Annotated in this window: 27 protein-coding genes; 17 read left to right on the top strand and 10 right to left on the bottom strand. The window is 34.2% G+C overall.

Annotated features, from left to right (window positions below; genetic code table 11):
• The 7 genes from EIG86_RS11325 to trxB form a co-directional block, all read left to right on the top strand.
• Nucleotides 1–3,347 (top strand): T9SS type B sorting domain-containing protein (locus tag EIG86_RS11325; RefSeq protein WP_127846289.1); only part of this gene is annotated, 3,347 nt, incomplete at its 5' end.
• Between the two features lie 9 nt (nt 3,348–3,356).
• On the top strand, nt 3,357–4,292 hold the full coding sequence (locus EIG86_RS11320) for a PorP/SprF family type IX secretion system membrane protein (protein WP_127846288.1): 936 nt from the start codon (nt 3,357–3,359) through the stop codon (nt 4,290–4,292).
• 2 nt (nt 4,293–4,294) lie between these two features.
• A complete protein-coding gene (locus EIG86_RS11315) occupies nt 4,295–6,613 on the top strand; it encodes an OmpA family protein (protein WP_127846287.1) in 2,319 nt (772 codons plus the stop codon).
• Nucleotides 6,614–6,711: 98 nt separating this feature from the next.
• Nucleotides 6,712–7,245, top strand: a complete 534-nt coding sequence (gene idi / locus EIG86_RS11310; protein ID WP_127846286.1) for an isopentenyl-diphosphate Delta-isomerase — start codon at nt 6,712–6,714, stop codon at nt 7,243–7,245.
• A gap of 4 nt (nt 7,246–7,249) precedes the next feature.
• Entirely contained in the window at nt 7,250–7,660 is a 411-nt protein-coding gene (locus EIG86_RS11305) for a 6-pyruvoyl trahydropterin synthase family protein (RefSeq protein ID WP_127846285.1), read from the top strand.
• A 2-nt stretch (nt 7,661–7,662) separates the two neighbouring features.
• A complete protein-coding gene (locus EIG86_RS11300; RefSeq protein WP_127846284.1) occupies nt 7,663–8,118 on the top strand; it encodes a peroxiredoxin in 456 nt (151 codons plus the stop codon).
• Between the two features lie 110 nt (nt 8,119–8,228).
• Nucleotides 8,229–9,212, top strand: coding sequence for a thioredoxin-disulfide reductase (gene trxB / locus EIG86_RS11295; RefSeq protein WP_127846283.1), 984 nt, complete (start codon nt 8,229–8,231; stop codon nt 9,210–9,212).
• Nucleotides 9,213–9,265: 53 nt separating this feature from the next.
• Here trxB and aroB read toward each other — a convergent pair whose 3' ends face one another.
• On the bottom strand, nt 9,266–10,336 hold the full coding sequence (gene aroB / locus EIG86_RS11290) for a 3-dehydroquinate synthase (RefSeq protein WP_127846282.1): 1,071 nt from the start codon (nt 10,334–10,336) through the stop codon (nt 9,266–9,268).
• 99 nt (nt 10,337–10,435) lie between these two features.
• Here aroB and EIG86_RS11285 point away from each other — a divergent pair, with 99 nt between their 5' ends.
• Together EIG86_RS11285 and EIG86_RS11280 are read left to right on the top strand one after the other, a co-directional pair.
• On the top strand, nt 10,436–11,629 hold the full coding sequence (locus EIG86_RS11285; protein ID WP_127846281.1) for a proline dehydrogenase family protein: 1,194 nt from the start codon (nt 10,436–10,438) through the stop codon (nt 11,627–11,629).
• Nucleotide 11,630: 1 nt separating this feature from the next.
• Nucleotides 11,631–12,158 (top strand): DinB family protein, encoded by a 528-nt coding sequence (locus tag EIG86_RS11280; protein WP_127846280.1) that lies wholly within the window; start codon nt 11,631–11,633, stop codon nt 12,156–12,158.
• Here the strand turns inward: EIG86_RS11280 and EIG86_RS11275 are convergent, their stop codons facing one another.
• From EIG86_RS11275 to deoC, 3 genes are read right to left on the bottom strand one after another with little or no spacing between them, the layout of a single operon-like run.
• Complete coding sequence (locus tag EIG86_RS11275; protein ID WP_127846279.1) at nt 12,159–13,001, bottom strand: DUF1853 family protein; 843 nt, start codon at nt 12,999–13,001, stop codon at nt 12,159–12,161.
• A complete protein-coding gene (gene deoD, locus EIG86_RS11270) occupies nt 12,988–13,692 on the bottom strand; it encodes a purine-nucleoside phosphorylase (RefSeq protein WP_127846278.1) in 705 nt (234 codons plus the stop codon). The genes EIG86_RS11275 and deoD overlap by 14 nt, the downstream gene beginning before the upstream one ends.
• A 13-nt stretch (nt 13,693–13,705) precedes the next feature.
• Nucleotides 13,706–14,362, bottom strand: a complete 657-nt coding sequence (gene deoC, locus EIG86_RS11265) for a deoxyribose-phosphate aldolase (protein WP_192901732.1) — start codon at nt 14,360–14,362, stop codon at nt 13,706–13,708.
• A 151-nt stretch (nt 14,363–14,513) separates the two neighbouring features.
• Here deoC and rpsF point away from each other — a divergent pair, with 151 nt between their 5' ends.
• The 5 genes from rpsF (at nt 14,514) to hisS (ending at nt 17,582) form a co-directional block, all read left to right on the top strand.
• Nucleotides 14,514–14,852: a 30S ribosomal protein S6 gene (gene rpsF, locus EIG86_RS11260; protein WP_127846277.1), complete on the top strand. Its 339-nt coding sequence runs from the start codon at nt 14,514–14,516 to the stop codon at nt 14,850–14,852.
• Nucleotides 14,853–14,854: 2 nt separating this feature from the next.
• A complete protein-coding gene (gene rpsR / locus EIG86_RS11255; RefSeq protein ID WP_127846276.1) occupies nt 14,855–15,151 on the top strand; it encodes a 30S ribosomal protein S18 in 297 nt (98 codons plus the stop codon).
• Between the two features lie 12 nt (nt 15,152–15,163).
• Nucleotides 15,164–15,613 carry a 50S ribosomal protein L9 gene (gene rplI / locus EIG86_RS11250; RefSeq protein ID WP_127846275.1) on the top strand — a complete coding sequence of 150 codons (450 nt, stop codon included), beginning with the start codon at nt 15,164–15,166 and terminating at the stop codon, nt 15,611–15,613.
• Between the two features lie 91 nt (nt 15,614–15,704).
• Entirely contained in the window at nt 15,705–16,178 is a 474-nt protein-coding gene (locus tag EIG86_RS11245; RefSeq protein ID WP_127846274.1) for a DUF6495 family protein, read from the top strand.
• A 33-nt stretch (nt 16,179–16,211) separates the two neighbouring features.
• The gene (gene hisS, locus EIG86_RS11240; RefSeq protein WP_127846273.1) at nt 16,212–17,582 is read left to right on the top strand and encodes a histidine--tRNA ligase; all 1,371 of its coding nucleotides are present in this window, start codon (nt 16,212–16,214) and stop codon (nt 17,580–17,582) included.
• A 134-nt stretch (nt 17,583–17,716) separates the two neighbouring features.
• On the opposite strand, the gene EIG86_RS11235 is transcribed toward hisS, so the two are convergent.
• Both EIG86_RS11235 and upp read right to left on the bottom strand, forming a co-directional pair.
• Nucleotides 17,717–18,556, bottom strand: a complete 840-nt coding sequence (locus EIG86_RS11235; RefSeq protein ID WP_127846272.1) for an OmpA family protein — start codon at nt 18,554–18,556, stop codon at nt 17,717–17,719.
• Between the two features lie 32 nt (nt 18,557–18,588).
• The gene (upp, locus tag EIG86_RS11230) at nt 18,589–19,242 is read right to left on the bottom strand and encodes a uracil phosphoribosyltransferase (RefSeq protein WP_127846271.1); all 654 of its coding nucleotides are present in this window, start codon (nt 19,240–19,242) and stop codon (nt 18,589–18,591) included.
• A gap of 137 nt (nt 19,243–19,379) precedes the next feature.
• Between upp and EIG86_RS11225 the strand changes: the two genes are divergently transcribed.
• Nucleotides 19,380–21,344, top strand: a complete 1,965-nt coding sequence (locus EIG86_RS11225) for an aconitate hydratase (RefSeq protein ID WP_127846270.1) — start codon at nt 19,380–19,382, stop codon at nt 21,342–21,344.
• 73 nt (nt 21,345–21,417) lie between these two features.
• Here the strand turns inward: EIG86_RS11225 and EIG86_RS11220 are convergent, their stop codons facing one another.
• Nucleotides 21,418–21,834, bottom strand: a complete 417-nt coding sequence (locus EIG86_RS11220; RefSeq protein ID WP_127846269.1) for an arsenate reductase family protein — start codon at nt 21,832–21,834, stop codon at nt 21,418–21,420.
• 119 nt (nt 21,835–21,953) lie between these two features.
• Here EIG86_RS11220 and EIG86_RS11215 point away from each other — a divergent pair, with 119 nt between their 5' ends.
• A complete protein-coding gene (locus tag EIG86_RS11215; protein ID WP_127846268.1) occupies nt 21,954–23,198 on the top strand; it encodes an NAD(P)/FAD-dependent oxidoreductase in 1,245 nt (414 codons plus the stop codon).
• A 156-nt stretch (nt 23,199–23,354) separates the two neighbouring features.
• Nucleotides 23,355–23,822: a DUF4251 domain-containing protein gene (locus EIG86_RS11210; protein ID WP_157983135.1), complete on the top strand. Its 468-nt coding sequence runs from the start codon at nt 23,355–23,357 to the stop codon at nt 23,820–23,822.
• A 191-nt stretch (nt 23,823–24,013) separates the two neighbouring features.
• On the opposite strand, the gene EIG86_RS11205 is transcribed toward EIG86_RS11210, so the two are convergent.
• The 3 genes from EIG86_RS11205 to EIG86_RS11195 all read right to left on the bottom strand — a co-directional run bounded on the left by EIG86_RS11205 (nt 24,014) and on the right by EIG86_RS11195 (nt 25,724).
• The gene (locus tag EIG86_RS11205) at nt 24,014–24,472 is read right to left on the bottom strand and encodes an RES family NAD+ phosphorylase (RefSeq protein WP_127846266.1); all 459 of its coding nucleotides are present in this window, start codon (nt 24,470–24,472) and stop codon (nt 24,014–24,016) included.
• Nucleotides 24,472–24,993, bottom strand: a complete 522-nt coding sequence (gene parS, locus EIG86_RS11200; protein ID WP_127846265.1) for a type II RES/Xre toxin-antitoxin system antitoxin — start codon at nt 24,991–24,993, stop codon at nt 24,472–24,474. Before parS ends, EIG86_RS11205 begins: the two co-directional genes overlap by 1 nt.
• Before the next feature lie 293 nt (nt 24,994–25,286).
• Entirely contained in the window at nt 25,287–25,724 is a 438-nt protein-coding gene (locus tag EIG86_RS11195; protein ID WP_127846264.1) for a KTSC domain-containing protein, read from the bottom strand.
• Between the last annotated feature and the right edge of the window lie 131 nt (nt 25,725–25,855).

The raw sequence follows: 25,855 nt of genomic DNA, 5'->3' as shown, positions 1-25,855 counted from the left end.
TTGTTTCAGGGCAACTAACTGGACATTTATATTTTGATGAAAATGGAAATGGCACACAAGAAGGGAATGAGCCAAATATGCCAAACATAGATGTTGAAATCACAGATGCACTAGGCGAAGTTACAACACTTGAAACCGATGCGAATGGCGACTGGAGTATCGAATTACCAATCGGCGATGCAACTTCTATTATTGATGAAAACGATCCAGATTTTCCGACCGGCGCCGCACAAACTGAAGGCACCAATCCAACAACGACAACTGTTGTTAGCGGTCAGACTTCAAGTGAAATTGATGGTTTCTACGAAACGGGAACATTAGCCGGTCATTTATATTTTGATGAAAACGGTAACGGAACACAAGATGCTGGCGAACCAAATATGCCAAATGTAGATGTTGAAATCACTGATGTCTTTGGAAATACATTTACAGAAGAAACCGATGCGAATGGCGACTGGAGTTTAGAATTACCAATCGGCGATGCGATTTCAAATATTGATGAAAACGACCCAGATTTCCCAACAGGAGCCGCACAAACTGAAGGCACCAATCCAACAACGACAAACGTTTTAAGTGGACAAACGATAACTGAATTAGATGGATTTTTTGTTTCAGGTCAATTAACTGGACATTTATATTTCGATGAAAACGGTAACGGGACACAAGAAGGGAATGAACCAGATATGCCAAATATAGATGTTGAGATCACAGATGCACTAGGCGAAATTACAACACTTGTAACCGATGCGAATGGCGACTGGAGTATCGAACTACCTATCGGCGATGCCACTTCTATTATTGATATAAACGATCCTGATTTTCCAACTGGCGCCACCCAAACTGAAGGTACCAACCCAACAACGACAAGTGTTGTAATTGGACAAACATTAAATGAAATAGATGGATTTTTTGAATCTGGTGAATTGACAGGTCATTTATACTTTGATCAAAATGGAAATGGTACACAAGATGTTGGCGAACCAGACATGCCAAACGTAGATGTGGAAATCACAGATGTTTACGGAGCTATTCAAACTGTTACAACAGATGTTAATGGTGATTGGTCAGTAGAGCTTCCAGTTGGAATTTCTATATCTAATATTAATCAGAATGATCCAGATTTTCCAACAGGTGCGACACAAACTCAAGGTTCTAACCCAACTGTTTCGCTTGTGTCAAATGGATTTATAGCGCAAGAAATTGATGGTTTTTATGAATCCGGAAATGTAATGGGACATGTGTATTTTGATATTAATGGTGATGGAGAGCAAGATTTTGATGAACCAAATATGCCAAATGTTGATGTAGATATTACAACTTCTCTAGGTGATGTCGTTACTGTTGAAACTAATGTCAATGGAGATTGGAATCAAACAGTTCCTGTAGGTTCTACAATTGTTGATATCGACCAAAATGACCCAGATTTTCCAACCGGTGCTACTCAAACAGAAGGAACTGATCCTACTAATACAGATGTTCAGTTGAATCAAACCTATTCTGAGCTTGATGGATTTTTTGAATCTTCTGAAGTTACAGGCCATTTATATTTCGATTTAAATGGTAATGGAATCCAAAATGCTGGTGAACCCGACATGCCAAATGTAGATGTTGAAATTTTAGATGCACTTGGTGAAACCCAAATCGTAACTACTGATGGCAACGGTGACTGGAATCTTTTACTCCCTGCAGGTTTAACTCAAGCCGACATCGATCAAAATGATCCAGATTTTCCAAATGGCGCAACCCAAACAGAAGGGACTGACCCAACAACGTTTACATTAATTAACGGTCTTGATGTTCAAGATATTAATGGATTCTTTGAATCTGGTGAACTGAGTGGGCATTTGTATTTTGACGTCAATGGTAACGGAACACAAGATAATAATGAACCAGATATGCCAAGTGTTGATGTAGAAATAACAACTTCTCAAAATGAAACTTTTATAACTACTACCGATATTGATGGTAACTGGAATTTAACCGTGCCTATCGGATCTACAACTGTAGATATCAACCAAAATGATATTGATTTTCCAACTGGAGCAATTCAAACAGAAGGCACTGATCCTACGATAACAAATGTTGCACTGAATCAGTCTTATTCTGAAATCGATGGCTTTTACGAAAAAGGAGAACTGAGTGGACATTTGTATTTCGATAATAATGGTAACGGAATACAAGACGCTAATGAGCCTGATATGCCAAATATCGATGTTGAAATTACTGATGCTTTAGGTGAAGTTCAAATAGTAACTTCTGATGCAAACGGAGATTGGTCTCTAGATTTACCAGCAGGAAATACGCTGACACTTATAAACGAAAATGATCCAGACTTTCCTATAGGTGCAACCCAAACTGAAGGTACAAACCCTTCAAGTATAAATGTTATCAATAATGGTTCAGTATCAGAAATCGATGGATTTTTTGAATCTGGAGAACTTTCTGGACTGCTTTATTTCGATATCAATAACAATGGAATGCAAGATATCGGCGAAGGGGGAATTCCTAATATAAATGTTGAAATTACAACCGCCTTAGGAGATATAATAATTGAAGAAACTGATGCTAACGGGTTCTGGTCATTAGTCCTTCCTATTGGAACTACAGAATCTTTTATTGATGTTAACGATCCTGATTTTCCGATTGGAATGATTCAAACTGACGGGACAAATCCAACAACTTCTAATATTCCAATTGCTGATATCGTTTATGAAGTTGATGGTTTCCACCAACTTATAGGATTAACCGGACATTTATATTTTGATGAAAATGGAAGTGGATCACAAGATATTAATGAGCCAGATATGCCCGATGTTGATGTTGAAATCACAAATTCACTTGGTGAAGTAGAAGTAGTTACAACAGATAATAATGGCGATTGGAATATTTTTGTTCCAGTTGGAAACACAGTTTCAAAAATAGACATAACAGATTCAGACTTTCCTGAAGACGCTGTTCAAACTGAAGGAACTAATCCTACTTCAACTTTAGTTTCAGTCAGCAATACACCAATATTTGCTGAAAATGATGGCTTTTTTACAGGTATCGAAATTTTTAATGCAGTTTCTACAAATGAAGATGGTTTTGAGAATGATTTCTTTAGAATAGATGGTATTGAAGCATTTCCAGACAATAATCTTAAAATTTACAACAGACAAGGCGTTAAAGTTTTTGATGTCAAAGGTTATGGCCAGCCAAACACAAATTTATTTAGAGGTGAAAGCGATGGAAATGTGACGATTCAAAAAGATAAAAAACTTCCAACTGGTACTTATTTCTATGTTCTTACTTTTACTAATCAAAATGGTGATTTAGAAGAGTATAAAGGTTATTTACATTTAAATTAATCATCTATTATGTCAACAAAATTGAAATTCAATATACTCATTTTCAGCTTAGTTCTGCTCAGCTTCAATAGTACAAAAGCTCAGCAAGATCCAAACTTTACACAGTATATGTATAACACAATGATTATAAATCCTGCTTATGCTGGTTCTCGTGGTGTATTCAGTGCAACAGCTTTACATAGATCACAATGGATGGGATTTGACGGTGCACCACAAACGCAAACATTTTCAGCTCATTCTCCAATTCGTGATGGAGAAATGGGACTTGGTTTAAATTTTACACACGACCAAATCGGGGTGACTAGAGATTCCAAAATTACTGGTGTGTATAGTTATTCTTTCAATGTTTCTCGATACACGAAGCTTTCATTTGGTTTGAATGCAGGAGTGAGCATGCTGAGCGTGGATTTTAACGAATTAAATGTTTTTGACCCTAATGATCCAAATTTTCAAAATCAAATAGAAAATAAAATATCTCCTGAGTTTGGCTTAGGAATGCTTTTACATAACGATAAATATTTCATAGGTCTAAGCGTTCCATCAGTTTTGGAAACCAATCATTTCACAGAAATAAATAGTTCAGAAACGCAAGCAAGAGACCGATTACATTATTATATGATGGGAGGCTATGTTTTTGACCTTTCGCCAACAGTATTATTCAAACCTTCTTTTTTATTCAGACATGTTGAAGGCGCACCTTTTTTAGGTGAATTTTCTGCAAATTTTTTATTCAATGAAAAATTCACTCTTGGTGCGGCTTACCGCCTCAATGCAGCCTTTTCTGGTATAGTCGGTTTTCAAGTTTCAGATTCAATACTTATGGGAGTAGCCTACGATAGCGATATAACTGAATTTACGACTTATAATGATGGAACTTTTGAATTCTTTATTAGATTTGAATTATTCAAAAGATATAAGAAAATGTACACGCCTAGATTCTTTTAATCATGAAACAGAAAACACAATACTTTTTTTCATTTATATTTTGCATCATGTTTTGTGCAACTGGATTCAGTCAGCGCGATAAACTAAAAGAAGCAGACAAAATGTTCGAAAGCTACGCTTTTATAGACGCTCAAGAGGTTTATCTTGAAGTTGCTGAAGCTGGATATGAAAGCGAAAACCTATTCAAAAAACTAGGTGATTCTTATTATTTTAACAGTGAGATGGAGGAAGCCAAAAAATGGTATGAAAAACTTTTTGAAATTAATCCAAATCAAGAAAAAGCATATTTTTTTAGATATGCTCAAGCCCTTAAAGCCGTAGAATCTTATGATAAGGCCGACGAAATTATGCTTGAATTTGACAAGCTAAACGGAGAGTCTGATTCTAGAGTGAAAAATTTGAGAAATGAACGCAACTATCTGGAATTGATAGAAATGCAATCAGGTAAATTTAAAATTGATACTTTAGAAATCAATTCAGAATTGTCAGATTTTGCACCAATTCTTTACGGAGACACTTTAATCTTTGCTTCAAATCGAGAAATTTCATCCTCTATGAAACGTGTTCATGAATGGAACAAACAGCCTTATTTGAACCTTTATAGAGTTGAAGTTGATAGCAGTCTGGTACCAACTGGCGATACAAAAGAATTTTCAGAAAAATTAACTTCCAAATTTCATGAATCTTCAGCAGTATTTACCGACGATGGAAATACAGTTTATTTCACTAGAAACAGTATGAAAGATGGTAAGCTGGAAAAGAGCGAAGACGGAACAAATTACCTAAGATTGTATAAATCTGAAAGAAAAGATAATGAATGGCAGAATCCTGAACCACTTTCTTTTACTAGTGTAAACTCCAACTACGCACATCCAAGTTTGAATGAAGATGAAACGAAACTTTACTTTTCTTCAGATATGCAAGGCACAAATGGAATGTCAGATATTTATGTAGTTGATATTTCTGAAGATGGAACTTTTGGAAAACCCAGAAACTTAGGGAGCAAAATCAATACAGAAGGTAGAGAAAGCTTTCCTTTTGTGAGTAATGATAATCTGTTATTTTTCTCATCAGATGGACATAACGGTCTTGGCGGTTTAGATGTTTATGTCACAGTAATCAAAGACGATAATACTTATGGTGAAATCTTCAATTTGGGACGCCCAATAAATAGTTCTAAAGATGATTTTAGTTTCATAATTGACAGTGAGAAGAAATTAGGATTTTTCGCGACTAACAGAGAAGGTACTGTTGGAGAGGATGATATTTATCGATTAGAGCAAACCGACGAATTAATTACCAGTTGCCAGCAAAAATATGAAGGTCGCGTGGTAGAAGTCAATAAAAGTGAAGGGATTCCTGATGCAACAGTAGAACTATTTGATGAAAATTTGAATTTACTCAAAACTACCACAACAAATGAAAATGGTGAATATGAATTTGAAGTAGAATGCGAAACCAGATATATTGTTCGAGTGAGTAAAGATGGCTTCAAAACCTACGAAGATTTAATCAATTCCGGTAGTGATTATGAAGCTGAAATTGAGAAAGATATGGTAATGACAAAAGGTAACGATTTAGGAGTTACCAGAGCAAAACAAGGCGATGATTTGAGTGATATTTTACAGTTAGATCCAATCTATTTCAAATTCGACAAATCACAAATTACACCTCAAGCTGAAGTAGAGTTACAGAAAGTCATTTCCCTATTGAAAACCTACAAAAATATGAAGATTGATGTCCGATCGCACACAGATAGTAGGGCAGGAGATGCTTATAACAAAATTCTATCTGAAAAACGTGCACAATCGACGGTAAATTATATTGTTGAAAATGGAAATATCTCAAGAAATCGAATTTCTGGTAAAGGTTATGGCGAAACACAATTGGTCAATGAATGTAGCAATGGCGTGGATTGTACCGAAAGTCAACATGCTTTAAATAGAAGATCAGAGTTTATTATTCTGAATGAAAATGAAACACCTAAGGAAATGCGTGATAAAATCGCGAAAAATGAAGATTTTGAACCTAAAGCCAAGGCTGATAACACTCCAAGCGAATCTAGCTTTGAACCTTACGATTTCAATTCTTCTGAGAAAGTTTTCACAGTTCAAGTTTCAGCAGTGAGATCTATGAAAAATGCAAGCGTAGACAATATTCCAGATACGTTTTATCACAAATATGACGACGGTTATATACGTTTCTACTCCAAAACTTTCAAAACAAAATCACAAGCCAACGCTCATAAAAATAAATTGAGAAAACAAGGTGCACCAGATGCATTTGTGATTGCTTTGAAGGGCAAACAACGAATTTACTAAACTGAATATTTATTAAATTTATCATAAATGAGCATCTTTTGTATAAAGGTGCTTTTTTATTTTTAACCTTGCTCAAACAGAATTTGTATTTTTGACACATGACTAAAGAAGAAAAATATGTAATTTTAGTGGATGAGTACGACAATGAACTCGGCACTATGGAAAAAATTGAAGCTCACGAAAAAGCAAAATTGCATCGTGCGTTTTCCGTTTTTATTTATAATGACAAAAACGAATTGATGCTTCAACAAAGGGCGTTGACTAAATATCATACACCAGGATTGTGGACAAATACTTGTTGCAGTCACCAAAAGCTCAACGAATCTAATATTCAAGCTGGTAAACGAAGGCTTTATGAAGAAATGGGTTTTTCTACAGATTTAGAAGAAACTATATCTTTCATATACAAAGCACCTTTTGAAAATGGTCTGACAGAACATGAGTACGACTATATTTTAATTGGTCGTTATAATGATGAACCAAAAATAAACCCTGAAGAGGTCAACGATTGGAAATGGATTAGTTTAGAAGATTTGGAACTAGATATTCAGAAATATCCTGAACGATATACAGAGTGGTTTAAGATCATTTTCAAAAAGCACAAATCTCAAATGACTTCAACTTCAATATAAATTTATGAAAGTTACCGTTCACAGAAAAGCACACTTCAATGCAGCTCACAGACTTTATAGAAAAGATTGGAGTTTTGAAAAAAATGATGAGATTTTTGGAAAATGTAACAACCCACAATTTCATGGACATAATTATGAATTGATTGCTTCAGTAACTGGCGAAATTGATCCTGAAACCGGATATGTTATCGATATAAAAACATTAAAAGACATTATTAAGTCTGAAGTAGAAGATGCTTTCGATCATAAAAATTTGAATGAACAAGTACCTGAGTTTGAAAGTTTGAATCCAACTGCTGAAAATATTGCTGTTGTCATTTGGAACAAATTGAAATCAAAATTAGATCATAATCATGATTTGGAAGTAACATTATACGAGACACCAAGAAATTTTGTAACTTATAAAGGTAAGTAATTATGGCACTAGAGAAAGGTGATACTTTACCCGATTTTGAATTAAAAAATCAAGAAGGAAACACCATCAAATCATCAGAATTTAAAGGTCAAAAGCCTTTGGTAATTTATTTTTATCCTAAAGATTTTACTCCTGGCTGTACAAAGGAAGCCTGTAATTTCAGAGATAGTTATGAAGATTTCAAATCTGTTGGTGCGGAAGTTATTGGCATCAGTAATGATTCTGAAAAATCACATCAGAAATTTGCCAATAAACACCAGTTGCCATTTATTCTTTTATCAGATAGCAAAGGAAAGCTTAGAAAAAAATTTGGTGTCAAAAAAAGTCTTTTAGGTTTAGTTCCTGGTAGAGAAACTTTTGTTTTTGATGAAAATGGAAAACTTATATTAAAGTTCAATAGTTTAGATGCTTCTAAACACATGAAAAAAGCATTGAAAGCACTTCAAAAAAATGGATAAAACTACTGGAATCCAAAACTAAATTATATTATAAATTTTATCATCTCAATAATCATTAAAACTGTAAGGAATTACATTTTCTTCCTACCTTTGTACAAAATATTACAATTATGTCAGAAAATATAGAACGCATCAAATGTTTAATCATTGGCTCAGGTCCTGCTGGTTATACAGCAGCAATTTATGCGGCTAGAGCAGATATGAAACCAGTAGTTTATACAGGAATGGAACCTGGTGGACAGTTGACTACAACTACAGAAGTTGACAACTTCCCAGGATATCCAGAAGGCATTGACGGTCCAAGAATGATGGTTGATTTGCAAAATCAAGCCGAGCGATTTGGCACAGATGTTCGCGTTGGTATGGTCACAAAAGTTGAACTTTCCGATAAAATAGGTGGAATTCACAAAGCCCAAATCGATAATAAAAATTGGGTAGAAGCCAATACTGTAATTATTTCTACAGGTGCTTCAGCCAAATATTTAGGCTTACCAAGTGAACAAAAATTAAGAGGTGGTGGCGTTTCAGCCTGTGCAGTTTGCGATGGATTTTTCTACAAGGGTCAAGATGTTGCCATTGTAGGTGGTGGAGATACGGCTTGTGAAGAAGCAACATATTTAGCCAACATTTGTACTAAAGTCACGATGTTAGTTAGAAAAGGAGAAATGAAAGCATCCAAAGCTATGCAACATCGTGTAGAAAATACCAAAAATATCGATTTGAGATACCATTCCGAAGTCGATGAAGTTTTAGGCGATCAAGTTGTAGAAGGTTTGCGAATCGTTAATAACCAAACTGGCGAAAAGGAAGAAATTTCAATAACTGGACTTTTTATCGCTATTGGACACAAACCCAATACAGATATTTTCAAAAATTATTTAGAAATGGATGATGTTGGTTATATCATAACCAAGTCAAAATCAACAAAAACAAATTATCCAGGCGTTTTTGCTTGTGGAGATTCTCAAGATAAAGAATACCGACAAGCCATTACAGCTGCTGGTACAGGTTGTATGGCTTCGTTAGATGCAGAAAGATATCTGAATAGCGTTGAAGATATCGTTGAACCTGAAACTGAAGAAGCTTCAGCTTAAATTATATTTATTTAAAAAATTCAGAAACCGTCTCCGTCTTGAGACGGTTTTTTTTATAGATTTTTATAAAATTCAAATGCTTTGTAAATCAATTCTGAATCGACTTGACAATTGATTTTTGCTACGCCGATGTTTTCCAAAAGTACAAAATTGATATTTCCGTTGCGGTTCTTCTTATCATGAATTAAAAGTGTGATAATTTCTTTAATATCATTTTTGTCAAAATCAACTTTGTCAAAATAACTATTTATGATTTTTGAGCTCTTATCGAGTTGATTAACAGGGAAATTACAAATTTCAGCAGATAAGTACAAAGCTAAAATCATTCCGATGGCTACAGCTTCACCATGTAGAAGTTTGTTCATTTTAGACGAATTCATACAATAGGTTTCAATAGCATGACCTAAAGTATGACCAAAATTTAGTTGCATTCTCAAAGATTTTTCTTCAGCATCTTTTTCTGTGATATTTGTTTTTATTTGAATAGATTCATAAATAAAATCATTAATTTTTTCTATATCAAAATTTGACAAATCTTCAAAATTGTTGAAATATTTTTCATCTGAAATCAGTCCATGTTTAAGCATTTCTGCTAAACCGCTTCGCATTTCTTGCTGTGGTAAAGTGGCTAAAAACCCTACGTCGATCAATATTTGTAAAGGTGGTCGAATTACGCCAATCTGGTTTTTCAAACCTTCTAGATTTACTCCATTTTTTCCACCAATTGAGGCATCTACCATACCAAGTAAAGTAGTTGGAATGTGAACAAAATCAATTCCTCTTTTGAAAGTTGAACCAACAAAACCGCCAATATCTGTCACAATTCCACCACCAAGATTAATTAAAAGCGAACTTCGATCTGCACCAAGTTCATTCAAACTTTGCCAAATTTGCAAACAGGTTTCAATCGTTTTAAAATTTTCGCCAGGCTCTATTTCTATGATCTCAATATTTAGATCAGTTTCCAAATTTTGAAGTAAATAATGAGCACAAAAATGATGTGTATTTTCATCAACTAACACAAAAACAGAGGAATAGCTTTTGCCTTTAAGTAAGGAATTTAGTGAAGTATAACTTTCTGGCTGAAATATAATTTGGCATTTATTTAAAAGAATTGAATTCATCTATAAAAAGCTTTGTTAAGATTATAAAAATAGCATTATACTAAGCACGAAAATAAGACTTCAATAGGTATATTTGAATATAATTTTTTAAAATAAAATATGATTGATACTAAGATTTTTAATAATACAAAACATGCGTTTGTATTAAAATCCGATAAAGACTTAAAACGTTCATTATTTATTTTTTCTTTAATGAACATTCCTTTTTTTGTTCCAATTTCAACCTTTGGAACCAAAGCAGCTTTAAAGTTAAAACTTCCAATTGACGGGATTATAAAAGCTACAATTTTCGAACAATTTTGTGGTGGTGTCTCTCAAGACGACTGCATGCCCTTAGTCAAAAAAATGTATTCTAAAAATGTGCATAGCGTTTTGGACTATTCAGTTGAAGGTAAAGAAACCGAGGAAGAATTCGATAAAGCAGCAAATACTAAAATTGAAATTATACGATATGCTTCAAAATCGAAAGAATTACCTTTTGCAGTTGCAAAACCTACGGGTTTAGGTCGTTTTGAAATCTGGGAAAAAGTTACTGCCAACGAACCGCTTTCACCAACCGAAGAAAAAGAGTGGAAGAATGTTAAGGCAAGATTTGAAAAGGTTTGTCAAGCGGCTTACGACCATGACACCAAACTACTGATTGATGCTGAAGAATCTTGGATGCAAGATGCTGCAGACGATTTGTGTGAAGAAATGATGAGCAAATTCAATAAGGAAAAAGCTATTATTTATAACACTTTGCAATGCTATCGTTGGGATAGATTGTCTTATGTGAAAGAGATTCACGAAAGAGCAGCCGAAAAAGGTTTTAAGTTAGGTTTCAAAACTGTTCGTGGCGCTTATATGGAAAAAGAAAATGCCAGAGCAAAACGCAAAGGCTATTCGACACCTATTTGCGAAGATAAAGAAGCAACAGACGTTAATTTCAACGCGATTATGTGCTATTGTATCGATAATATTGAAGATATTTCTCAATTTATAGGAACTCATAATGAAGTCAGTACTTACATGGCTTTACAGTTGATGAGCCAAAAAGAAATTGCATTGAGTGACGATAGAATTTGGTTTGGTCAACTTTATGGAATGAGTGACCATATTAGTTATAATATTGGAAGAATAAACTCTAATGCGATTAAGTTGGTGCCATTTGGACCAATAAAAGATGTTGTTCCTTATTTAATTCGTCGTGCGCAAGAAAACTCTTCCGTTCAAGGACAAACAGGTCGTGAACTTGCTTTGTTACGTGAAGAAAAACAGAGACGAGATGGACAATACGTAAAACGTGTGGATTAATATGAATAACATATTGAAAAAGTCCGATATCCATTCCGACGAATACAAGTCTTACTATGATACTTATCTCAAATTGGTATCGGAAGGCACAAGTTTAAATTCAGTATTAGAAAGTTATTTTTCTCTTATACATTTTTATGAAAAGCTACCTGAGGAAAAATTAATGCATCGTTATCGACCTGAAAAATGGACGCCAAAACAAATCTTTCAACACTTGATTGACACTGAAAGAATTTTTAGTTACAGAGCATTGCGTTTTGCAAGAAATGATTTTAGTGAATTATCTGGTTTCGATGAAAACGAATATGCCGAAAACTGTAACGCTAACGATAGAAGTTTGAAAAGTATGATTGAAGAATACAGGAATCTTCGCTTATCAAATATTTCTATGTATGAAAGTTTTTCAGATGAAACATTGAAAAATAAAGGGCAGGCGAGTGGTGGCTATTTTTCAGTGCGGGTTATTCCGTTCATTTTGAATGGTCACGAAAAACACCATATGAATATTATTGAATCCAGGTATTTGTAGCTACCACCAAGTTACAAATAGTTTAAAAACTTCACCAGATTCGTTTTTTCTAAAGACCATCGGTGATTGTTTGTTGGCGAGCAATTTTTCGATTTTGATTAAAACTGAATTAAAATTTTCCCAATCATTGTGTTGAGTTTCATCAATAAACCAATTCAATTTTTCAGGAATATAAAATTGATGTTTTTGCCATTTTTTGTTCAAAATCTCATCAAACCGATAATAATAGCCTGACAAACAATTCAAATTTGTTCTGAAAAATCGAAATTTGCAATTTTCAGGAATGAACAAAATTGCTTTATAACATATTTTCTGTGAAATATTTATAGTTTTTAAATTCAAATCTTCAAGAAAACTTTCAGTTTCTTGTCGATACAATAATGGAAATTGGTGCTGTTCTAGTTTGTTGATTTTATCCAAAAATCGGTCTTTTCTATTTGGGCCAATCCAGCAATAATCAATGTCTTCGTGAAGATTTTCATCAAATAAATAAATCTTGTTGACCAATTCTATGTGAAGAATTTCATCTGACCGTAAATCTTTTACAATAAAGTCAAACTCACCAAAAGTTTGCTTATTCAAAATCACTTGCAGACTGAAAGAAATGATTTCAAAATGATTGCTTTTTAAAAAATAATAATAGAGAAAATGTTCTGCGCGTTTTCCTACAAACTTATGTTTCAGGATATCTTCAAACGGGAATTCATCAGAATCAAAATCGATTTTTGAAGCGGGGTCAAAAGCAAGGATTTCTGAATTCGGCATCTGATCAATTATCGAATTGGTATTCAGAAATCCTTGAAATTGCTTTAATATTTCAGTTTTTGTATCAATCTTCGGCAAGCTCTAATGCAATTTTAATCATATTATCAAAAGTCGTTTCTCGCTCTTCAGCACTTGTACGTTCTCCAGTAACCAAAGAATCTGAAATGGTTAAAATTGCCAAGGCATTGACTTGATGTTGAGCGGCAATCGTGTATAATCCTGCGGCTTCCATTTCTACACATAAAACGCCAAATGCTGCCCATTTTTTGTAATCTTCAGGATCATCAGTATAAAATAAGTCTGAAGACAAAACATTTCCTGCTTTAATAGAAATATCTTGTTGTGCTGCCGTGTTAACTGCTTTGCTAAATAAATCATAACTTGCAGTTGGCGCAAAATCCCCACCATCAAAACGATTTCTGTTAATGGAAGAATTTGAAGACGCTGCCATAGCAATTACAACATCGCGCATGTTTAAAGATTCGTGCATTGCGCCAGCGCTTCCCACACGAATCAAATTTTTCACACCATATTCGTTAATAAGTTCGTGGGCGTAAATACTTATAGATGGAATTCCCATTCCTGTGCCTTGGACAGAGATTCTTTTACCGTTATAATGACCAGTATAACCGAGCATTCCACGAACATTATTGTAACAAACAGGGTTTTCTAAGTAAGTTTCAGCAATCCATTTTGCCCTTAGCGGATCGCCAGGTAAAAGTATAGTTTCGGCAATATCACCTTTTTTAGCTTCTATATGTACACTCATAAATTTTAAATTTTTAATAGTCTGAATTCGAAGTTCCGCCTTCTAAAATGGCAATTCCTGAAGAAGCACCGATTCTAGAAACACCCAAATCAATATATCTTTTGGCAGTTTTATAATCTTTAATACCGCCCGAGGCTTTTATTTTTACTCTGTCAGAAACGTTTTTTCTCATAATTTTAACCGCGTCTTCTGTAGCACCATAACTACCAAAACCAGTAGAAGTTTTTACAAAATCTGCGCCAGCACTTTCAGAAAGTTGACAAGCTTTCGCAATTTCTTCATCAGTAAGGTTACAAATTTCAAGTATGACTTTTAGTATTTTGTCACCAATGGCGTTTTTAACCGCTCGAATATCATTTTCAACTTCCGCAAATTTATGACTTTTCATAAATCCTTGGTTAATTACCATATCAATTTCACTTGCTCCTTTGTCAATAGCGCTTTTAGCTTCTTCAACTTTCGCTTCTGTCAGGCAGGCGCCAAGCGGAAAACCAACAACCGTACAAACATCAACATCACTGTCTTTAAGGATTTCAGCAGCAGCTTCTACGTAGGAAGAATTTATGCAAACTGTAGCAAATTTGTGTGCCAAAGCTTCTTCACATAAATTGTGAATCTGAGGCAAAGTTGCGTCGGCTTTCAGCAATGTATGATCTATATATTTATTCATAATTATATTTTTTTGTAAATATAAAGCCTTTTGAAGACTTAATTCAAGAGAAAAGTAGAGTTCCCTAAATTGTGAAATTAAAACAATAACAGGCTTTGTGGTATTCAAAATATATTGTACTTTTGCAGGCATTAAAATTAAATGTATAATTATGAATCATTATGAAACTGTTTTCATCTTGAATCCCGTTTTATCTGAAGATCAGATAAAGGAAACAGTAAAGAAATACGAAGATTTTCTTGTTTCTAAAGGTGCAGAGATGGTGAACAAAGAAGATTGGGGGCTGAAAAAATTAGCTTACCCAATTCAACACAAGAAAAGTGGATTTTACCACTTATTTGAGTACAAAGTCGATGGCACAACAATCGATCCTTTAGAAGTTATGTTTAGAAGAGACGAGCGCATGATGCGTTATTTAACCGTCAAACTAGACAAATTTGCAGTCGATTGGGCTAAAGAGAGAGTTAAACGAATGAAAAAAAGCGCTTAATTATGGCTACAATTGAAGAACAATCGAAAGGAAAAAATGATGGCGAAATTAGATATTTAACGCCATTAGACATTGAAACTAAAAGTAAAAAGCGTTTTTGCCGTTTCAAAAGAGCCGGTATCAAATATGTTGATTACAAAAATGCGGATTTCTTGATGGAGTTTGTTAACGAACAAGGTAAAATTTTACCAAGACGATTGACAGGAACATCTTTGAAATACCAAAGAAAAGTATCTCAAGCTATTAAGCGTTCTCGTCACTTAGCTTTGATGCCATACATTGGAGATTTATTAAAATAAAAGGCAAAAAACATGGAAATTATACTAAAGAAAGACGTTGACAATCTAGGTTTTGCCGATGACCTTGTATCTGTGAAAAACGGTTACGGTCGTAATTTTTTAATCCCGCAAGGTTTTGCAGTATTGGCAACGCCTTCTGCAAAAAAAGTATTGGCAGAAAACCTTAAGCAACGCGCTTATAAAGAACAAAAAGTAGTTGATGAAGCTAAGCAATTAGCAGAAAAAGTTAAAGAAGTTGATTTGAAAATTACTTCTAAAACTGGTGCTGGTGATAAACTTTTCGGAAGTATTACTGCTGCTGATTTGAAAGATGCTTTGGCTAAACACGAAGTAGATATCGACAAAAAATACATTACTATTCTTGGTGGAAATATTAAAAGACTTGGTCAGTATGAAGCTAAGTTGAGATTCCACAGAGATGTGATTGTAGATTTTACTTTTGAAGTAGTTGGAGAAAACTAAATATTACTTCATTTGATTTCAACTTAAAGAAATTAAATTTATAAATTAAGATCGATAGCAAAAACTATCGGTCTTTTTTATTTTTGTATCTATGAAATACGAGAGACTTACACAAGAACAACTCAAAGAAATGCACAAAGAATTCACCAATTTTTTGGCATCTCAATCCATTACTAAAGACGAATGGGAAAACATCAAACGCAATAAACCCAAAGTAGCTGAAGACGAACTTGACGTATTTAGCGATTTGGTTTGGGAAGGTGTTTTGAATAAAGTGAATTATCTAGAACATTTTTCTCCGCAACAACTTTTCCTATTTGAATTTACCGACAACGCTATCAATTTGATTGGCATAAGAATCAACAATGAAGCTGTGGATATCAATACCAAAGAAGGTTTTCAATGGTTGCGTGACAACTTGCTAAATGAAGATGTTGAAATCTATACGTCTTCCAAAGCATTGAGCGATGACCGCAATAAAGATATTTTCGCACTGATGAAACAAGGTGCACATATCACAAAAGGTGAACTTTATAAATATTTCAATCAAATGGTTGAAAAGTAGTTTATTTTAGCATTTTTATCAGAATCATAAATCATGGCAAGCAAAGCATCTATACCAAAAGGAACGCGCGATTTTTCTCCAGCAGAAGTCAGCAAGCGAAATTATATCATCAAAACCATTCAGGAGAATTTCCAAAAATTTGGTTTTCAACCTATTGAAACCCCAACTTTTGAAAACTCCGACACCTTAATGGGAAAATACGGCGATGAAGGTGACCGTTTGATTTTTAAAATTTTGAATAGTGGGGATTTTTTGAAAAAAGTAGGCGAAAACACGTTTTCAACAAAAGACAGTTTGAAGTTTGCACCAAAAATTTCTGAAAAAGCCTTAAAATATGATCTCACCGTACCATTTGCCAGATATGTGGTTCAGCATCAAAATGAAATTGATTTTCCGTTCAAACGCTACCAAATTCAAAATGTTTACAGAGCAGATCGACCTCAAAAAGGACGTTTTAGGGAATTTACACAATGCGATGCCGACGTGATTGGCAGCGATAGTTTGTGGCAAGAAGTTGAATTTATTCAACTTTATGATGCCGTGTTTTCAAATTTGAAATTAGAAGGTGTCCACATCAAACTCAATAATCGTAAAATCTTATCAGGATTGGCAGAAGTGATTGGCGAAAGCGATAAACTCATCGATTTTACCGTTGCTTTGGATAAACTTGACAAAATAGGCGAGGAGGGCGTGAAAAAAGAAATGCTGGACAAAGGTATTTCTGAAAATGCTATTGAAAATATTCAACCGATTTTTAATTTTAAAGGTGATTTTTCTGAAAAAATAACTTTGTTAGAATCTTTATTATCCAATTCTGAAGTTGGACAAAAAGGCATCAAAGAACTAAAATTTCTTCAAAATGCCATCGATGCCATGCCGCTTCAAACCGCTAAATTGGATTTAGATGTCACTTTAGCACGTGGGTTGAATTATTACACTGGCGCGATTTTTGAAATTTCAGCACCTGAAAACGTCAACATGGGTTCTATTGGCGGTGGCGGACGATATGATGATTTGACCGGAATTTTCGGCCTTAAAAATATGAGCGGAGTTGGCATTTCATTTGGTTTAGACAGGATTTATTTGGTTTTGGAAGAACTCGATTTGTTCCCAGAAACTATTACCGAAAATACCAAAGTGATTTTTATTAATTTTGGTGAAACTGAAGCCATGTATGCGATGAAAGCTGTTCGCGCCTTGAGAGCAAAGAACATTGCTGCAGAATTATATCCTGACGCTGCCAAAATGAAAAAACAAATGACTTATGCCGATAAACGCAACATTCCGTATGTTGTTTTGGCAGGCGGTAATGAAATGAATGCTGAAGTTTACAATCTAAAAAACATGAAAACTGGCGAGCAAAATGCAGTGAATTTAGAAGAATTGATTGCTAAATTTGTTTAGCTAAATAGATTTTGTTTTTAAAATATTCAACCATGAACTAATTAAATGTTCATGGTTTTTTGTTGCTCAAAATTCAACATAAAAAAAGCGCATAAAAACTGATTTTATGCGCTTAAAATTTTGATTTGAAAATTCTATCTGTCTAGGATTTCCATATATTTTTTAACATCTGGCAACAAAAGAATTGTAGTTCTTCTATTTAATTGTCTTCCTTCAGCAGTAGAATTGTCGGCTACAGGGCTGAATTCACTTCTCCCTGATGCAATCATTCTATCACCATTCACACCAAATTTATTTTCTAAAGTTCTTACTACAGAAGCAGCACGTCTTACACTCAAATCCCAGTTATCTTCCAAAAATGAACCTTCAACAATAGCTTTGTTGTCTGTATGTCCTTCAACTCTAACTTCTATGTTTGGTTCTGAATTGATGACATTAGCAATTTTTTCAATAAGTTTATGCGATTTACTATCTACCCAGTAACTGCCACTTTTGAATAAAATTTTATCTGTCAATGATATCAAAACAATGGATTTATCGACTTTAACATCGATATTTTCATAAGCATTTTCACCTTCAAACTGTTCAGCTAAATTCGCTTTAATGTTGTGAGCAACAGCCAAATTGATAGAATCTTCTAGAGTTTTGGCCTGATTTCTTTGATTTTCAGGAATATTTTTAAAAATATCTTTGATGTTTTTTCTGGTTTTTCCAGAAATAACACCACCATTTTCTGTTAAATCAATTTTGCGGTCATTATCGCCCTGAAGTTTAGCAATTTTAGAATCATAAGATTCCATTTCGTCTTCAATTTCAGCGACGTTTTCTTGACAATTATCTTTTTCGCTTCTCAACTCAGCGACTTCTTCTTGTAAAGCTTTATTCTTGTTTTCTTCTTCTGTAAGTTTCTTCTTGGACACACAAGATGAAAATGTAAAAACCAAAGCAAGACCTAATAATGTGTAATTTCTCATTGTTTAATATTTAATGTATTGAATTTTAATTTTTATAATTTTGAACCATAAGCTAAATCTCCGGCATCGCCCAATCCGGGTACAATATAACCTTTCTCATTTAATTTTTCATCTATGGCAGCAATCCATAATTTTGTAGATTTCGGAAAATGATCTACCAATAATTCTACGCCAGCTTTGGCACCAATGACAGAAACAATATGTATGTCTTTTGGTTGACCGTGTTTTAATAAAGCATCATAAACACTCACCATAGAATTCCCTGTGGCCAACATTGGATCTGCTAAAATCAAAGTCTTACCTTCTAAACTGGGTGAGGAAAAATATTCAACTTCTATATTGAAATCAATTCCGTTTGGTTTCAATTTTCGGTATGCGGAAATAAAAGCATTATCTGCATCATCAAAATAATTTAAAATGCCATTGTGCAGTGGCAATCCAGCGCGTAAAATCGAACAGACAACAATTTCATTTTGAAGTTGGGGACTTTGCATTTCTGATAGAGGAGAATTGAAAGATTCAGCTTTATAATTCATTGATTTACTGAGTTCATAGCTTAAAATTTCACCAATTCTTTCGATATTTCTTCTGAATTTCATCCTATCATTTTGAATATTGACATCACGCAATTGTCTCATAAATTGATTCAAAATTGAATTCTTTTGACTGAAATCAAGGACTTCCATATATTTATTTTCGTCAAAAGTAATTATTTTTAATAAACGCTCAAACTCAGGCGCAGGTTTGTTAGTGAATTTAAATAATAGTTAAAAACATTTGATTCGCGATTTCATTTTAATAATTTACGTTAAAATAAATAATTATGAGCAAACTAAACGTCACACAGAAACTGATAAAAAGCCATTTAATCGAGGGAGAAATGAAGCCCGGAGAAGAAATTGGCCTTAAAATAGACCAAGCCTTATTGCAAGATGCCACAGGAACTTTAGTTCAATTGGAGTTGGAAGCCATGGGTTTAGATCGTGCTAAAACAGAAGTTGCGGTTCAATATGTAGACCACAATCTCTTACAAACTGACTTCAAAAATGCTGACGATCACAAATTTCTTAAGTCAGCCGCACAACGCTTTGGATTGTGGTTCAGTCGTCCAGGAAATGGCGTGAGTCACCCGGTTCACATGGAAAGATTTGGAAAACCTGGCAAAACATTAGTCGGTTCAGACTCACATTCCTGTGCGGCTGGATCTTTAGGAATGTTAGCCATTGGAACTGGCGGTTTAGACGTTGCTGCCGCTATTGCCGGACAGCCATATTTTGTAAAAATGCCACAAGTCATGGGTGTAAAACTTACTGGAAAAATGCCAGATTGGGTAAGTGCCAAGGATGTGGTTTTAGAAATGTTGAGACGACATGATGTGAAAGGTGGCGTTGGAAAAATAATTGAATATTACGGTGATGGACTCAAAGAACTCAGTGCCATGGATCGCCATGTGATTGCCAATATGGGTGCAGAACTTGGTGCCACAACTACTGTTTTTCCTAGTGATGAAGAAACTAGACGTTTTTTGAAATCTCAAGACAGAGAAGAGGATTGGACAGAATTGTTAGCGGATGAAGGTTGCGAATATGAGTTGCATGATGAAATAGTATTAGATGATTTAGTGCCGCTGATTGCTTTACCGACAAGTCCTGGAAATGTTGTTCCTGTTTCTGAAGTTGCAGGTAAAGAAATCAGTCAAGTCGTCATTGGCTCTTCGGCAAATCCTGGATTACGAGATTTTTGGGTAGCAAGTGCTATCGTTAAAGATAAAAGCGTGAGTCCAGAAGTAAGTTTCGATATCAACCCAACGTCAAGACAAATTATGCAAAACATGATTGATAACAAAACTTTTGGAAACCTCATAAAATCTGGTGCTAGATTTCACCAATCGGGTTGCATGGGTTGTATAGGAATGGGTCAAGCGCCAGCGAGTGGAACAATCAGTTTAAGAACGATGCCTAGGAATTTTCCAGACAGAAGTGGAACTAAGGACGATCAAGTGCATTTATGTAGTCCTGAAACCGCTGCAGCTTCTGCCTTGACAGGAAAAATCACCGATCCAAGAGATCTTGAAGAACTTTATGATATGAAATATCCGAAGTTTGAATATCCAACTTACGAAATCATCAATACCGATATGTTGGTTGCTCCAATAGACAACAACAAAGATATTGAATTAGAAAAAGGACCTAATATCAAAACCTTGCCCCATATTCCTAAACTTCAAAGTGAATATCGCGTGCCCGTATTATTGAAAATGGGTGACAACGTTTCTACAGATGAAATCCTAAAAGCAGGTGCTGAAGTCTTGCCATACAGAAGTAATTTACCTGAAATTAGCAAATACTCTTACACAGTTATCGATGAATCTTTTTATGATCGCGCAATGAAAGCTAAAGATTCTCATGGAGGACATGTTGTGGTTGCTGCTGAAAATTACGCCCAGGGTTCAAGTCGCGAACATGCAGCTTTGGCTCCAAAATATTTAGGTCAGGTGGCTGTTATTGCAAAAAATTACGCAAGAATTGCTTGGCAGAATTTAGTGAATTTTGGTATTCTGCCTTTAGAATTTGTTAATGAATCTGATTACGATAAAATCGAACAAGGTGACGAAATTGAATTAAAAGATGTTGTAGAATCTGTGAAAACGGGTGATAATATTAAAGTTATTATTCACAAAGACAACGACAAAAAGATTGAAATTGAAACCAAACATACTTTGAGTGATCGCCAAATTCAAATATTAATCAAAGGTGGAATTATCAATGACTTTAAAGAGAAATTATAATTCAGAAAATTTTGGGCATAAAAAAATCGCTCTGTTATGGAGCGATTTTTTTATGTAATCATTTTTAAGAGATTTAAGGTAAAGGTGCATCTTTAGAATCCATTTCCTGCAATTTCATTATATCGTTGATGGATTTCACCAAAATAGCTTTGTTACCACGCAAAGCAATGCAATGCATCAAGACTTCAGGATTGTGTGTCAGGACTTTCAAAGCCTCGTTTTCATCCATTTCAGGAGAATCGCTTAACTTATCTTTTACCAAATCATGTTCTGTATTGAAAAGCTCTGTCGGCTTCATATCCAGCATGTTTGCTAGCTCTGCCCATTGTGTTTCTGTTAACTTCACTTCAGCCAAGTTGACTAGATGTTTTTCAGCATTTGTCGCTTCTGCGACAGCGATACTTTGCTTAGCAATTCTATTGTCTGGGTGGTAATATAGTTTCAATTCATTTTCACTTTTCGCGATAACTCCCATATCTTTGTCGTTCATAATTAAATTAAATTTTTCTCTAAAATATGAATTTATAAAGCTGATTGGAAACTTTTAGCAATATTTTCATATTTATTTCAAAAGTTTTTAATGAAATTGTAGCCAAAATATAATTTTTAATGAGAAATGAAAGAATAGCGATTGTCGGTGCAGGTTTAAGTGGATTGGTCGCTGCCATCAATTTGGAGCAAGCAGGATTTTCACCTGAAATATTTGAAGCAACCGATAGAGTAGGTGGGCGCGTCAAAACAGATTATAGAGATGGAAATTCCTACGATCACGGCTTTCAGGTCATGTTGACAAGTTATCCGGCTACTCAAAAATACTTGGATTACGATTTGTTGGAATTGGAGAAGTTTTATCCCGGTGCTGTGATTTATAATGGGGGAAAGGCTGATAAAATCGGCGACCCAACAAGACAATTGAGTTTATTGATTCCTACGATTTTTTCAAAAATAGGCAGTTTTTCAGATAAAATGAAAATTTTGAAACTGAACAATTTATTGAAAAAGAAATCTTTTGATGATATTTTTCTAGCCAAAGAACAAACAAGCTTTCAATATTTAAGAGATTTTGGATTTTCAGATGAAATAATCCATAAATTTTTTCTTCCTTTTTTCAGTGGAATCTTCTTGGAAAGTGAATTAAAAACCTCTTCAAGAAAATTTGAATTTGTTTATAAAATGTTTGGTGAAGGTAGTGCGGCAATTCCAAAAAAAGGGATTCAAGCCATTCCAAATCAATTAGCAGCAAAATTGAAACACACGAAGTTTCACTTTAATTCACACGTGAAAAACATTAAAGATCAAGTGATTACTTTTGAAAATGAAACTACAAAAACTTTTGATTATATCATTATCGCAACGGATGCTAGCGGTTTAATTTCAAATTTGAAAAACCAAAGCGTTGATTGGAAATCCGTTGAAAACTTTTATTTGAAAGTGAAGAATCGCAATTTCAAAGAACCTATGATTGGTTTAATTTCAGATGAAAAATCTTTGGTCAACAATTTTTATTACGTTTCAAAACTTGATGAAACTTCTCATATTTTGTCAGTTAGTATTGTAAAACAACACCATTTGACTTTAGAACAACTTAAAGAAAAAGTTGTTGACGACCTGAAATCATATGCAAATATTGAAAGTATAGATTTTCTAAAATATTATCACATCAAAAAAGCTTTGCCAATAATGCCAAGCGTAAACTATATGTTGCCAAAATCTGAAACTCAACTGAAAGATCAAATCTTTTTAGCGGGCGATCATTTGGCTAATGGGTCTTTGAATGCAGCCATGTTGAATGGTGAATCTGCTGCACAAGCCGTAATTTCTAGAATAAAAGATGGCATTATCAATGTTCGTTAGTTTTATACATCATTAATAAATGTTACTGATTTTTAGTATATTAGTGGTATGATTTACTTTTTTAAACATATAATTTCAAAACAATTCTATATTGTACTCATCAGTATATTCGTTTGTGGATGCGCGGCTTCAAAACAGCAAGGATCTGAAGAAAATATGCAAAAGTTGACCAACTTGGTCGAAAGCAAGTCTTTTGAAATTGAATCTAATTGGGCAAGACCTTCATCAACAACTAGTATGAACTATATTGCACAAAGCGGATTGTTGGGAAATGGCAGCAGCGTGAGTAGAATTGATTTGATTGGAAATGCAAATTATTTAAAATTTGAAGGAGATAGCGTCTCAGCTGATTTGCCATATTATGGCGAAAGACAATCTGGTGGCGGTTACAATTCTGACCAATCAATAACATTTGAAGGTGAACCTAAGGATTTGGTTATTGAAAAAAATGAGAAGAAAAATTTTTATAACATTGAGTTTTCAATAAGTAACGGCACAGAAAGTTTTCAGGTTAGTATAAAAATCTTCCCAAATCTCAAAACTGATATTTTCGTCAACAGTTCGCACAGGTTAGGCATAAATTATGGCGGTCGTGCTGAGGCAATAGAAGAAGAGATTAAATAGTGAGTTATTTCAATTATGATAAATGCTTGAAGTTTTTTTATTCTATTTTACATAATATAAATTATGTAACAAAAGTATTATTTAAGATTAAGTTTTTTATCACCGAGGTTATAAATAATATACTATTAATAGTTTATAGTCGCAGCAGATTCTAGATAGTTCAATCAGTTGAAAACCGTTAGCTTTAAGTTCTAACCAAACAACCGACTATCAAACTGAAACGCTTCAATATTTGAAATTTGGATTGTGTTATAATCAGGATGATTTGGATTTAGAATAATATTATGTTCTTGATGAACGATAGCCGACGGTACTTTTAAAGCCAGAAATTGAGTCTCACTCAAAAAGCTGTCACCAATCAATTGTGTAGCTTTCGCATAAGGAATACAATCCCAATGTTTGGGAAGCTCTGAGACTTTCAAGGTTTTGATTTTGGAATCGTCTGGCAATTCAATTTCAACTAAACAATAATCATCTGGAATCAAATCTAAATTCAAATGAACAGCAACTTCAAGTTTAGCTAAAGAAATGTGTTCCGCCGTGTACAAAGCTTCATTGCCTCTAGAATTCCATCGCCCACCATTGAGTCTAGCTCCAGTACCTGAAAGATCTTTGGCGTATTTCCGTCTTGACAGTCTATAAATTTTCATTAGGCCAAAACTCCATATTCTATTTTGGACAACTCAGATTTTACGGCTTGGATGCCCTGATTTGTGTCTAAAAGGGTTTTCGGCTCAACACCGCCTAAAACGATGTTGTTTCTGTTCAACCATTTGGAAAATTTCTCTGAAGATCCGAACACATCTACACCATAATCGTAAAGTAAGGTGATTTCAATGAGTTTTTCAGACTGGGAGCTATTTAGTTTTTTCCGTTCTTTTTTCAACCTATCGATAGATCGTGTAGATATATGAAGAATATCCGCCCATTCTTGGATAGAAAATGGCATAACAACTAGCGCTTTGCTTAAACTTTTAAAAGGCAAACCCCGTCTTGTGGCGTTTATGAGTTTTATAAAACTACTATCGTCATCGAGTATTCTGGATGAATAAATGACATCAACATCTGAAACTTGATCCACAGATTCATGCTGACTTTCGACAGATTGGTTTTCATCTGGAAACAGGATTTGATAGGCTATTTCTCCTCGTTTTGATTTATCGGTATCCATATCTTAAAAATTACACCACAAATTTACGCATTTTGTCTGGATTTAAAAGACAATTGTCATATTTTTTCAATATTTTCACTTTTCGATATCGAATACGAACTATTTAAAATTGCATACAGATCGAGACTCTCAATACAATATTAATGCATACCAAGTATGCTTAAAGATGCTGGTATAAAACTAAGTATGGGGTGTGGTAGCTCAAGATAATGCTTATGCTGAACGAGTAAATGCCACTATAAAAAATGAATATTTAAAGCTGGATTCAAGTAATTTATAATTTCTCAAAAACGCTATTGCTCGCGTTTACTCATGCGATAGGTATAATTTGGAAAGATCGACCGCTTGGCAAAACGGTTCAGTTTGTTGGCGTTGATCATTTTGATGTAAACTTGTTTGGTGACTCCAAAATATTCATAAGTCGCACCATCCATAAAGGTAATTTCCAACAACATGCCTTTGTGTTGAAAATCTGCAATGCCAGTGTTGACACTTTCAGCGTATTTTGAAGCATTGGCTTCAATTGTTTCCGGGGCAATGCTTACCAAAAAATGATAACCATCGATAATTTTACGGCTTTTGATTTCAGCTTCAGATTTTAATGCGTCACCGTCTTGAAATTTATCAGGATGCCATTCTTTCACAAGATTACGGTATGATTTCTTTAGCGGTTTCAATTCAATATTAGACTCTACCCCAAAGAGTTTTTTGTATTCGTTAATACGCTTCATGTACAAAATTTTTCAAGCGGCAAAAGTAGACTAAAATGTTATAGGAATTCTTTTTTTATCATTTAATATATGTGATTCAATGACTTCAAATTAAATTATTCAAATAACTTAAAACCAGTTATTTAAAGTTT

The sequence above is a fragment of the Psychroflexus aestuariivivens genome (genome assembly GCF_004010055.1).
Taxonomy (GTDB): Bacteria; Bacteroidota; Bacteroidia; order Flavobacteriales; family Flavobacteriaceae; genus Psychroflexus; species Psychroflexus aestuariivivens.
The sequence above is the reverse complement of the archived record's forward strand: the minus strand, read 5'-3'. Positions and strand labels throughout refer to the sequence as shown.